The following is a 12,593-nucleotide window of genomic DNA, read 5'->3' on the forward strand; positions in this document are numbered from 1 at the left end:
CTTTTTATCCTAAGTTTCATGGTTTATTTAAACACTGTTTTATAAAACGCACCTGAGCTTTCAATTTATTGCTGTCATTGGTGGCTCTGGCCATGGTTAACAATCCGAAAACATTGGCCACTAAAAATTGACAGGAGTCTTCAATGTCTAAACTTTTGGATACCTCACCGTTCAATTGCGCATTGCACAAAGTCTTACGAAATAAATCGGTCAGAATAAGAATAAAGGCATTTATTTTTTCAACAATATCTGAGGAGTGGAGGGGCGCATCTGTGGCTGTATTAATGTAAAGACATCCGTTTTTCAATGCGCCTTTCTCACTTAAGGAAATAAACTGCTCAAAAAAAGCGTGGATAGCTTTTATTCCATTGGGCTTTTGTTGTAATGGAGCAATAAGCTGGCTGGTGACTTCTTTTTCATATCGTTCAAGGACTGCTTTAAAAAAAGCATCCTTACTACCATATTGATTATAAATGGCAGTTCGGTTAAGGCCGCTGGCTTTAACTAAATCATCAACAGAAGTTTTAAAATAGCCTTGTTGCCAGAATAAAAGCATACAGCGATTGACAGCTTCTTGATGTTGTATACGCTTTTTATATGCCATGGACATCCTGTTTAGAATGATTGTTCTAAGCTAGAATAGACGTTCAGAATTATTTATGCAATTGGATTTAAAAATGAATGTAAGCAGCGCCGCTTCTTTTGTGAATAAGGATTTAGAGGAGGAAGAGAGCAGGGAATTATTGGTTAAGGAAAAACCATTGTAAAAGTGCAATGCACGCAAGTATATTACAAAATAGTTTAAATTTTTAACTCTGACTGTTTTAAGGGATCAATTTTTGTTCGTGGTCATGGTCATAATTGTTATTTAATATGTCTAAGCGTTTAGAGAGCTCCAGTACCCATTTCATGACAGAACCTGGCGTTTCAAGAAATTTATATTTGAAGAAATCTTTGGGTAGATCATGCATATTCTTCAATGCTTCGTTTAATTCCGGGTTTTCACGAATAGCGGCTAACAAACAACCTTTAACATTTCGAGCACAATTCTCGCCAATTAATTGATATTTAGTGTTACCTGTTCTGTTCTCTTTAATTTGTTTCAATATAGCCGCTTCATCAATAAAAAAATGCTTACCGCTTTCGCTGGTGGGTAATGAAATTACATGATCGGCATTTCTTCCTTCAGTTTTCTCAAATGCACTGATTTCACGAATTAGTTTATCACTTTCTTTTGTGCAAATTGCCTTTTTTGCCCGGTTATCATTTTTTTCAAGTTGGATCTTTATTAACTTATCTTTTAGCTTTTCAATACTTTCAATATGCTTTGAAATTTTATCTACTTGTTGAGAGCATGAATGCAACTGTGAATCGACTGTTAATACCTCTTCCTTTAAATGTTGATGTTCGGCAGAATCGAGTGCTTCTATTTCATTCATCATTTGCATTCTGATAATAGTTAATTTGGTATCTGCGATGGCTTGGTGTGCACCAGCAAAAGGATCAGTACTTTTTGAAAGATAGTCTAACTCACGAGTAAGTTCTATATACTCTTCGCACAGTGAATTAAGGACTGGGTTATTCAGTATTTTTAGCTCAGGCAACAAATTAAGGAATTTATTTTTGGTTATTTCCTCTAATTGTTTTGCTCTTTCCAGGATATCAGAAACCGATTCATAATTAATACTGGAAGCATATACCTTCCCATCACCGTCTTCGTAATTCTTTTTATTATAATACCAATAATGTATCTTTATTTTTTTTAACCCTAATACTTTCATTGGATCGTTTAAATTGCCGTTGTACTTTAAACCTGGATATAGCTCTTGCATCTGTTTTAAGCTGTTATCTACAGCCGCCATTTCATTGATCAAAGATAAGTAGTCTTGATCATATTGCTCTGCTTGTTTTTTAAGCGCTGAATAAAGACGCTCACGATGAGAAATGAATTCTTTTTCTTTTTTAAAAAATTTACCGTGATGAATTAGTGCATCAGGAATCGCAGATTCGGATATCATATCTTGTGTGATAGACTCCACTAAACTGGGGTCTATTTTAGAACCTACCTTCAAAATACTTTTACCAAAAAATTTCTTGCCAATCGGTTTAGATGGCCAAAAACTATTAACAGTCACCCCTTCTAATTTTCTTCCTCTTCCATATTCCGTAACTTCTCTTGATTGATTATTGACGACACGTTCATACGTTGGTGTAGCGGGTTCTAAAATACCTGATAAATTTGGATCACTTGATATTTTATTGAAATTTCCATTATTTTCATAAACAGTAACCGCTAAGCTGATATGCCCAACGGCTCCACCTTTCATACTAGTTTTAGCAAGTGTTTTAAAATTATTTGAATATGGGTTTGCTTTACCGGATTTACTGGGATTCCAAATATAAATATCTAACATACAACTTACTCTCTACAACCATACTGCTTAGGTCTTATGTTGAGATATTTTCCTTGACCAGAAATAATTCCTTGTACATTAAGTATACAAAGAATTTCTTAATGTTTTCTTAAAGCGAACAAAATAAGTGCATTTTTACTTTGTATCGGACAATTTTGAAAATTTAGAATATAAGAATAATGAGCTGACATTAAAAATATTTCATACAATTCCATTTAAAAGAGGATTAATTTTTTGGACTCTGACATTGAGTTTTTCCTTGAGAAAACCATTAGGATGGCCTACTCATCCAGATATTTATCGATTTGATGTGCTTCGATTCCCAGGCGTATAAATTGACGATGCATTTATCCGCATGTTGTAAACGGTGGATGAGAGCACTCATGATGTACAGTAGGAGATTATACCCAATTTTAGGATGAGCATTCATAAATGCCTGCAAGCAGGAAGTGTCTATTTCAATTAATTTGCTTTTAGTAAGGGAAACCACATCCGCGCTGGCAGTCATCAAACAAGGCAAACTCGCCAAAAATATTATCCGAGTCCAAATCAGCAATGCTGGACGTATACGTTTTTTTCCCCTGAATGCTGACTCTAACCGTTCTCTCTAAAATAAAATAAAGATAGTGGTGTTTGACGCCTTGTTTCAGTATTTTTTCACCTGCTTTAATGCGTTTTACACGATATTTAACTTGCGATTTAAAGTCTGGATTATCCAGCAAGGATCGGAAGGCATTGGACATGAAAATTATCCTTTAGCTTAATTCTAACTTTATGTTTATTATATGACATATTGCGCCATTGCAGGTCATTTTTTAGTCCCGTTTGTCAAAAGAATACGCAATTGAATTTTGTTGGTTTTAAAGACAGGGAATGATAAATGGAAATGAATTGGTCGAGGCAGAATTGAGAACCGCTATCCTTTCGGTTTGTCACCATCCTTGGTGGGGTCTCAATTTCTCCTCGTAAGTACATCTTAGCAAAATGAGATGTCTTTGAAAGAGTGTATTTGCTTAATTTTACTTGAGATATTTCTTGGGTTAAGAGGGAATCATTCCTGGAGATTAAATTTTTCAAATGAGTTAGCAGGGCAAGGATTTTTTATCTTCTTTGGTATAGATTTGAGTGGTTCTTTATCAATAACGCACGTTTTTATTTTCTTTCCCATTAGCTATCTACCGAAGCTTTCTAAGTGCTTCTGAGCAAGCAGATGACCAAAGATACCTTGTTTGGGTTTCCCGCTTTCATCCAGCTTATGTAATTGGCCTGGTTTTTCCTTGTATTCGAGAATAGACCAGCCACTGTCTTGATAAAAATGATAGAGTTCGTTGGTTTCTGCCAGATAGGTAAAACTTTGAGGGTAAGTATAGGGTTTTGCTTTAATGGGGAAAACGAGAAAATGCATCCCTCCTGTCGAGGTTAGGGATTGCAATTTTGTCAGTAACGGTTTGATGCTGGACGGGTTTAAAAATTGCAGAGTTACGGTGGAGTAAATAAAGTCAAAGGACTTATCTTTGATGGGAAGAGGTTGATTCAAATCATGAATATGGGTTTCAATCTTTGATAATCGCTCTTGTGCTGCGATATGACGAATATTCTCAATCGCTTCCTTATTCTTATCTATACCAATAACGTTGTGTCCTGATAAGGCAAAAACCAATGGATTTCGCCCCGAACCGCAGCCAACATCCAGAACAGTCATTTTTCCCCGCTCTCTCAGGTATGTTTGATGGATGGCCCATAAGTCATGATGGATAGGTGCCAGGCGATATTTTTTCTCAAAATAGCGATGCGGCTGGCAGCAAAACTGCAAAGTGGCTTTGAAATCACGGCTTATTGATGCAATTTTATGCCATGCTGCAGGCGGTATCGCAAGTGTTGGAGATTTAAAGTTTAATGTATGATGTGACAGTTCATGTCCATGCCCATCGAGAAAAACAAACTCAAGGGTGCCTTCATGAACGGTCAAGTGTCCCCATGTGCCTTCTTTGGTGCTGTGTTTATCAAGAAAAAATTGAAGATTCTTCTCGCCGTTGAGTTCGATTTGTTTGTATGTCTTTAAGGCTGTGGTTGCCCCTTGATGATGGTTCATGATGAAGCCTGAGATTTCTTTGCGTAATAATTGCTTTGGTTTAACTATTTTATATAACTATCCGAATTATAGGTAGGCTCGCAATAAGGGAATGGCTTTATGCTAAGATTTAAAGAAATAATGAAAAGTTAAAAAAGGGAGTTTTAATGTCACTTAGAAAGGTAATCATAGCAACTGACTGGTCAAGTCCAAAAAGTGCTGTAAATTCCCATTAATTCAGCCTATCAAGTTAGTACGTTATTTAGTCAAAGCATTCATCCCTACAACATTAGACTTTCCGGCTTCATTCTCAGCCAGCCAGTCATTAAATTCGTCCATATTAAGATAACGCCTTGATTGCCACTGCTCGTTTTGTTCAGCTAATAAAGCGCCAATCAGCCGCCATGCAGAATCATCATTAGGAAATATCCTTATCACTCGTTCTCGGCGCCTGATTTCCTCGTTAATTCGCTCTTGCATGTTGGTGGTGCGAAGTCGCTTCCTGTATTTCTCCGGCAACGCCATAACTACCATGGCATCGTCAAAAGCCTCCTCAAGGCAGGTAACTGATTTTGGTGCTTTTTTCTCAAAGGCATCAATAAAATCATCGCGTCTACGCCTGGCTTCTTCCATATCAGGTGCCTGAAAAACAAGCTTTGCCTTTTCAGCAACATCTTTGCGGTGTCTGACAGAGCAGTGCCCGAGGATGTTGCGCATCAAGTGAACTTGGCATCGTTGCCAGGTTGCACCTTGAAAGTGCTTTCTAGCCGCTTCCACAAGCCCTGCATGCTGGTCTGACACAACATACATCACGCCTTTTAGCCCACGAGATTTTAGCCATTTAAACGCTTCATCCCATGTAGCATAGCTCTCAGTGTCACCAATGCGAAGGCCCAGTATTTCACGGTAGCCATCACTTCTGATACCCGAGATGGTCAAGGCTGCTCGAGACACGACTCTGTCACCATCACGACACTTGATAAACATCGCATCAACCATGATAAATGGGTAGTTGTCACCATCAAACCGACGCTCGTTGAAGGCTCTGACTCTTGCATCAAGACCAGAACACAGTTGACTGACGGTTGACTTTGAAAAACTAGCACCGCAAAGTTCTTCAGTAATGTTATTAACTTTTCTGGTTGATACGCCATTAACAACCATTTCCATCAGAGCCAATACAAAAGCCTGCTCACTGCGTTGATAGCGCTTAAAAATATCGGTAGAAAAAGAGCCATCACGTGTCTGCGGCACTTGAAGAGTGACTGGTCCCACACGAGTGTATAGTTGTCTTGGACGGTAACCGTTACGATAGCCTATACGTTCACCTGAACGTTCATGCTTGTCTGCTCCCAGACTTTCTGACACCTGTGCCTCCAATACCTGATTCAATACACCTTCAACAAGCTTTGCGAGCCCATCCTGGCTTGATAAAAGTTCTGGAAGCAATTCCTTTCCAACTGTAATATTGTAATCCGTCATCGCTAATCTCCTTCGATAGTTATTGTTTTTCACAACTCAATAGTACCGAATTTTAGCGATGACTCCACTCCTAAAAAGTCAACCTGAATTTACAGCAGTTTACGGACATAACCAACTGACTTTTCAAAACATGCTGAATATGCGCTTAAAAGAGCTATTCTTTTAGCCGAGCATCAAGATATAACACTGGAACTTATTCACGTATTGAAACAGCCATGGCCTGCAAGCTTTGTCCAATTCTCCAATAAAGAGCAACAAAAAGAACTACTTAGATTGGAAAAAAACACAGAAGAAAAACTACAAAAACTGGTGAAGCCCTTTTCATCTAAAGTCTCAATGAAGATTTCAGTTCTTTTGGGCAGAATAGCAGATGAAATCATTCGGTTTACGCAGGATAATCAGGGCGATTTAATTATTGCCGGCGCACATGGCCAGTACCATGTCAGTGATTATGTATTAGGCACAACATCCGGTGATATGGTCAGGCAGGGGAATACTCCTGTTTTACTCATAAAAAAAGAGCCATCCTTCTCTTACCATAAGATATTGATTGCTACCGATTTCTCTGAAGCCAGTAAAAGAGCCGTTGAATTTGCCTTTCAGTGTTTTCCAGAGGCCAGATTTCAGCTCTTGCATATTGTAGATATCTATTACCGTCAGTTCTTAAATGTTGATAACGTTGGCAAGAATGAAAGAAATAACCCAACAAAAGATATTTTGGAGAAGTTGGATGATTTCTTAAAATACTGTAAGGTAAACCATGATAAATTTGATAAAAAAATTATTGGCGGTTATTTTGCTGATGCCATCATCATGCAGTCAAAAAACTGGGGTGCTGATTTGTTGGTTTTCGGAACACAAGGACGTTCGAAACTGCATTATTTGTTGATGGGAAGTGTTGCCAAACGACTGTTACAATTGAGTCATATTGATATGTTCGCTGTACCTCCGAATTCGTAAATCTTGGAAACAGATATAAGGTTGATAATGAAGACAATAACAAAAGAGTTACAACAAAAAATTACTCCCGAACAAGCGATTGAGTTGTTACAAAAAGGAAATCAACGTTTTATACAAAATCTACGCCTTAATAGAAATCTTTTACAGCAGGTCAACGAGACAGCAAGCGGTCAATACCCCTTTGCAACCATTTTAAGCTGCATTGATTCCAGAACCCCTGCAGAGTTGATATTCGATCAGGGACTTGGTGATATTTTCAGTATTCGAATTGCGGGAAATGTCATCAATGATGATGTTCTGGGAAGCATGGAGTTTGCCTGCGAGGTCGCAGGTTCAAAACTTATTGTGGTATTAGGACACACTAATTGCGGGGCAATAAAAGGAGCTTGCAACAGGGTGGAAATGGAACATTTGTCAGGGCTCTTAAAGAAAATTGAACCGGCGATTGATAAAGAAATGTCGATAAAAGGAGAACGTAATGGAAACAATCCTCGTTTTGTGGATGCAGTTGCTAAGTTAAATGTGATAAACAGCATCAATACTGTTTTAAGCGAAAGTAAAACATTAAGTAAATTAGTGTCGGAAAAAAAGATAAAAATTATAGGGAGTTTGTACGATATAACCAGTGGAGAAGTCTCTTTTTTTAATCTGTAAAACATATACCAATATTTTCAATAATGGATAGCCCATGTTAAATGTCTTAAAAGAAATATCTTTTAAAAGAATTCAACATGACCTTCCGGCAAGCATTGTTGTTTTTTTTGTAGCATTGCCATTGTGCCTCGGCATTGCACTTGCTTCAGGTGCTCCTTTGTTTTCAGGGATCATTTCAGGGGTCATCGGAGGAATCGTTGTAGGAATTGCCAGTGGTTCAAATCTTGGGGTTAGCGGACCAGCAGCTGGTTTAGTGGTTATTGTATTGTTGGCCATTGAAAGTCTTGGTTCATGGCCGGCATTTCTAGTATCTGTAGTCTTGGCTGGGTGTTTTCAACTTTTTATGGGATATGCAAAAGCGGGGTTTATCGCTTATTTTTTCCCATCGTCGGTGATTAAAGGGATGTTAACAGGAATTGGTCTGTTAATCATTTTAAAGCAAATTCCTTACGCTTTAGGTTTTGATCCGGATACAATCGGCGATTTGTCGTCATTTCAGTTTAGTATTGATATCACTATCAATTATATTTTGAATGCACTGAATGCCTTTAATAATGGGGCGATATTCATTTCTTTCGTTTCATTGGCAATTCTCATCTTATGGGATACCGTGCTTATAAAGAAAAACAGATTTTTTCAGATAATCCAGGCTCCAATTGTGGTGGTTATTGTTGGCATTTTATTGAATAAACTTTATCAAATTGGCTTTTGGGAACTGAGTCTTGGTAAGGATAATTTGGTTCAAATCCCTGTGGCTGAAAGTGTTCTCGATTTTTTAAAACAACTTACACATCCTGATTTTTCAGCACTAAAGGAATTTACAGTATGGAAAATAGCGGTAGTGCTCGCTATCGTGGCCAGTCTTGAGACACTATTGTGTGTTGAAGCAACAGACAAACTGGATCCACATAAACGGATTACGCCGGTTAATCGGGAGCTTAAGGCTCAAGGTCTTGGTAATGTGATTTCCGGACTGCTCGGTGGATTACCTCTTACCCAAGTTATTATTCGCAGCTCAGCTAACATTAATTTTGGAGGAAAAACAAAACTATCCACAATACTTCATGGTATCTTTCTTTTGATTTCCGCTGCAATACTTGCTCCTCTTATCAATATGATTCCATTGTCTTCTCTTGCGGCAATATTAATCATTGTAGGCTACAAGCTTGCAAAACCAACGCTATTTAAAAAAATGTATCAACTCGGCTCAGAGCAATTTATGCCCTTTATAGCCACAGTAATAGGTATCTTGGTGACTGACTTGTTGAGAGGAATTATCATCGGTATTGGTTTTGGTATTTTTTTCACATTAAAGCACAGCTATCGCAATGCCTATTATATGAAAACAATCACTGAAAAAGAGAATGGTGACATTGTTTATCACCTGGTTTTGGCAGAGGAAGTTTCATTTTTTAATAAAGCAAACATTATGCAGGCTTTAGATGCTATTCCATCAGGGTCAAAGGTTATCATTGACTGCTCCAATTCTAAATCGATTGCATATGACGTGGTTGAGCTAATAAATGATTTTAAAGAAAATGCCAAATATAAAAATATCGAAGTACAAACGATTGATTTTCTTGATTTCAAATAATATAAATCACAGGTTTACATTAAGAGCCGCTATAACATTTAAGGAATTACGTTGAGCGTAGTTTGCAAACATTTATTATTAGGTTTCACTGCCTGCGTTTTGTCTTTTTTTATTTCAAAATCGTATTCTGATACAGTACATGATTTCCAAACGTGGCTTAATCTTACCACAACAGGTCATTTTGACCGAGAAAGTCGGGATTTTGGTCGTTTTAAGTATTGGTTAGAAGGCCAAGAACGCGTGGGCGAAAACAGTAGTCGCTTTTCACAAACTCTGGGACGCATAGGGCTTGGATATACTATTTCAGACAATATAAGCTTTTGGCTTGGATATGCTTGGATATACACTGGTGAGCCTTTTACTACCCAACCATTTCATGAAAACCGAGTTTGGGAACAACTTCTATGGAGCACATCAATCAAGCGCTTTACGTTCATCAGCAGAACGCGCATGGAGCAACGTTTCCTGGCTAATGGCACTAAAACAGCCTATCGTGCCAGACAACTTGTCAAGCTTATAAAACCATTAGAAATCGCTCCTAATTATAGCATTGTAAGCTCGGATGAAATCTTTTGGCATAAAAATAATTTTATTGGCAGAAATGGGCAAGGTTTTGATCAGAATCGATTTTTTATTGGATTTGCTTACCAATTTTCCCCTGTTCTTTCAACAGAAGTTGGCTATATGAACCAATATATTCGACGTTTTGGTGCGCCTAATTTTCTCACCAATATTCTGTCAGTAAATTTTTTCATAAACCTTTAGAGTTCGTTTAACTCTTCACTTCTAAAATGAATCGTTGTGCTCCTATACAAATAATGAAAGACCATATACAGTTCTTTTGGCAGGACAGAATCAGTGAAACGTTGTACTAGAAAAAGCTCCGTTTATCAGAACAGTTCAAATTCCTCGAAATTATTGACTCATGGGTTTGAGCAATATAGACAGGCTTGCCGCGCTACCTGAAAAATAAAAATCAACTCTGTATGATTTTCTCTACGGCTCTATCCGCTGCATCATCAAAGGGTAAAAACACCATATCCACCCCCTTTTCTTTCAGTGCTTCAACTTGACTGGCATGCTGGGTCGATACAGCAATTTTCCCTTTGTAGTGATGTTCTTTAAGGCCCTTGACCAGCATGATTCTGGGATCGTCATGTGTTAAACCTGGCGCATGTTGTGGGATTGCGCATATGATCCATTGAGTATTTTTTAAGGGAAGTGAAGCCATGAATTCGATATCACATGCATCCCCATAAATGGCGTAACGGCCTTTTTGACGCCAACTGTTCACTTCATCGGGATTAAAGTCAACTGCAAGTACTTTAAAATTATTCTGAAGCAAATGTTTCGCCATAGCCTGACCATAACGACCAAGGCCAAATAGAATTATATCATACCGTTTATGATTAAATTTTTCAGTAACATCTCCTTTTTCGCGATAAGGAATCTTACGTTCAAATGGTGTTAATAGTCGTTCAATCCATCGATACAGCGTGTAGGAATAAGTTATCATGTAAACTGATGCAGCAATGGTGATTAACCCAACCAAGGTTACTAATCCCAGTGATTCCGTTGAAACATGACCGAGTTTAAGTCCCATGGCCATAAAAATGAGAGAGAACTCAGAGATTTGAGCAACCGTAAGTCCCGCGAGAAATCCTGTGCGTTTGCGATAGCCCATATATCCCATAATAATGAGGACAATAAGTGGATTACCGATAAGAACAAACAGAGAAAAAACCGTTGCAGGAAGTATCTGATTACCAAGCTGGTTTAAATTAAGCTGTGAGCCTAAAGATATGAAAAAAAACAACAACAAAAAGTCTCGCACTGAAGACAATCGCGATGCAATGGCATCCCTGAATGGCGTTGAAGCCAGGGATATACCAGCAAGCAATCCTCCCAGTTCTTTGCTGAAACCAAAATAATGACTAAGACTGGCCAATAGCGCTGCCCAACCAATCGAACAAATGATCAATAACTCAGGCGAGTGTGCGATACTGCTCACTAAAGGATTCGCAAGGTAGTGAATAAAAAGCCAAAGAAGTATAAAAATAATCAGAGCATAAAAGGCCATCATAGCCAGATTGACCAGCACATCAGGGGTTGTGCTGTGATCAATTCCCATTCCAAACGCAGAAAGTACAATCATGGCAAATACAACGACAATATCCTGCACAATCAAAAAGCCAATGGCTATTCGTCCATACAGCGAATCTACCTCCCGCTTATCTGAGAGCAACTTAACAATAATGATGGTGCTGGAAAACGTTAATGCTACGCCAACATAAGCAGCATTCGTTATATTCATTCCGAGTGCTATCGCTATAAAAAAGCCAATGATTGCGGTAAAGACGACCTGGCCGATACCTGTTGCCAATGACACCAGTCCCAATGTTTTGATGAGCTGCAAGTCCAGCTTCAGCCCCACCAGAAAAAGCAATACCGCAATTCCAAGTTCTGCCAAAAGCTCAATATGTTCGTAAGACTGTACGATGCCAAAAAAATTCGGGCTGACCAGAATACCTACAATGATAAAACTCACAATCATTGGTTGGCGCAATAAAAGGCTCAAAAAACCAATGATCATAGCGCAAAGCAAAAGAGCGCTTAATTCATAAAATGGGGCGGTCTGTAAAAAGGCTATCTCTATCATACTTTAGCTTCTTATATTATAACCACCATCCACATAGATGACTTGACCTGTAATGTATTTTGCTTCTGGCGATATAAGAAGGGCAGCAGCCTCTCCAATTGCCTCTATGGTAACTACCTGATGCAGAGGGGCTTCTTTGGCTGCTTTTTCCATTAAAGAGTCAAAATCCGCTAATCCTGATGCTGCTCGTGTTTTAATGGGTCCAGGTGAAATAGCATTCACGCGAATTTTTTTGTGCCCAAGCTCAGTTGCCAGATAACGAACAGAAGCTTCTAATGCAGCCTTCACCGGTCCCATTAAATTATAATTTTTAACCACTTTTTCTGCGCCATAATAACTCATGGTTAAGAAACTTCCACCATGTTGCATTAAAGGCTCAAAAATGTTAGCAAGTCGGATAAAAGAATAACAGGATACGTCCATTGCGATCGTAAAGCCTTCACGGGAACAATCAATAACACGGCCTTGTAAGTCAGTTTTAGGTGCAAACGCAATGGCATGAATAACGAAATCCAATGTTCCCCACTTGGTTTGTATGGTTTGAACTAAGCTGTCTAATTGAGCATCATCCCTCACATCAAGCGGCATAAATATTGGGCAGGTAACCTCTTGGATTAATGGCTCAACGTATGGTTTGGTTTTTTCATTTTGATACGTGATAGCAAGCTCTGCTCCTTTTTTATCTAAAGCTTGGGCGCATCCCCATGCTATGGAATGCTCATTAGCTATACCTACAATAAGTCCTTTTAAGCGGCTCAC

Annotated in this window: 10 protein-coding genes and 1 pseudogene; 4 read left to right on the plus strand and 7 right to left on the minus strand. The window is 38.5% G+C overall.

Annotated features, from left to right (window positions below; genetic code table 11):
- Positions 1-16 precede the first annotated feature (16 nt).
- The 5 genes from E4T55_RS10780 to E4T55_RS10800 form a co-directional block, all read right to left on the minus strand.
- A complete protein-coding gene (locus tag E4T55_RS10780) occupies positions 17-604 on the minus strand; it encodes a TetR/AcrR family transcriptional regulator (protein ID WP_058501800.1) in 588 nt (195 codons plus the stop codon).
- Between the two features lie 220 nt (positions 605-824).
- On the minus strand, positions 825-2,414 hold the full coding sequence (locus tag E4T55_RS10785; RefSeq protein ID WP_058501799.1) for a hypothetical protein: 1,590 nt from the start codon (positions 2,412-2,414) through the stop codon (positions 825-827).
- 473 nt (positions 2,415-2,887) lie between these two features.
- The gene (locus tag E4T55_RS10790; protein ID WP_058501798.1) at positions 2,888-3,157 is read right to left on the minus strand and encodes a cyclic nucleotide-binding domain-containing protein; all 270 of its coding nucleotides are present in this window, start codon (positions 3,155-3,157) and stop codon (positions 2,888-2,890) included.
- Between the two features lie 428 nt (positions 3,158-3,585).
- The gene (locus E4T55_RS10795) at positions 3,586-4,506 is read right to left on the minus strand and encodes a methyltransferase domain-containing protein (RefSeq protein ID WP_058501797.1); all 921 of its coding nucleotides are present in this window, start codon (positions 4,504-4,506) and stop codon (positions 3,586-3,588) included.
- A 237-nt stretch (positions 4,507-4,743) separates the two neighbouring features.
- Positions 4,744-5,967, minus strand: coding sequence for an IS256 family transposase (locus E4T55_RS10800; protein WP_115325208.1), 1,224 nt, complete (start codon positions 5,965-5,967; stop codon positions 4,744-4,746).
- Positions 5,968-6,090: 123 nt separating this feature from the next.
- Here E4T55_RS10800 and E4T55_RS10805 point away from each other — a divergent pair.
- The 4 genes and pseudogenes from E4T55_RS10805 to E4T55_RS10820 form a co-directional block, all read left to right on the plus strand.
- Positions 6,091-6,927 (plus strand): annotated as a pseudogene (locus E4T55_RS10805) (universal stress protein); the annotation flags it as partial.
- Positions 6,928-6,954: 27 nt separating this feature from the next.
- The gene (locus E4T55_RS10810; protein ID WP_058501140.1) at positions 6,955-7,581 is read left to right on the plus strand and encodes a carbonic anhydrase family protein; all 627 of its coding nucleotides are present in this window, start codon (positions 6,955-6,957) and stop codon (positions 7,579-7,581) included.
- 34 nt (positions 7,582-7,615) lie between these two features.
- Entirely contained in the window at positions 7,616-9,175 is a 1,560-nt protein-coding gene (locus E4T55_RS10815; protein ID WP_058501141.1) for a SulP family inorganic anion transporter, read from the plus strand.
- Between the two features lie 99 nt (positions 9,176-9,274).
- The gene (locus E4T55_RS10820) at positions 9,275-9,940 is read left to right on the plus strand and encodes a DUF2490 domain-containing protein (RefSeq protein ID WP_238583413.1); all 666 of its coding nucleotides are present in this window, start codon (positions 9,275-9,277) and stop codon (positions 9,938-9,940) included.
- Between the two features lie 211 nt (positions 9,941-10,151).
- On the opposite strand, the gene E4T55_RS10825 is transcribed toward E4T55_RS10820, so the two are convergent.
- Positions 10,152-11,834 (minus strand): cation:proton antiporter, encoded by a 1,683-nt coding sequence (locus E4T55_RS10825; protein ID WP_058501143.1) that lies wholly within the window; start codon positions 11,832-11,834, stop codon positions 10,152-10,154.
- Between the two features lie 3 nt (positions 11,835-11,837).
- Complete coding sequence (fabI, locus tag E4T55_RS10830; RefSeq protein ID WP_058501144.1) at positions 11,838-12,593, minus strand: enoyl-ACP reductase FabI; 756 nt, start codon at positions 12,591-12,593, stop codon at positions 11,838-11,840.

This window comes from Legionella israelensis (assembly GCF_004571175.1).
Lineage (GTDB): Bacteria > Pseudomonadota > Gammaproteobacteria > Legionellales > Legionellaceae > Legionella_D > Legionella_D israelensis.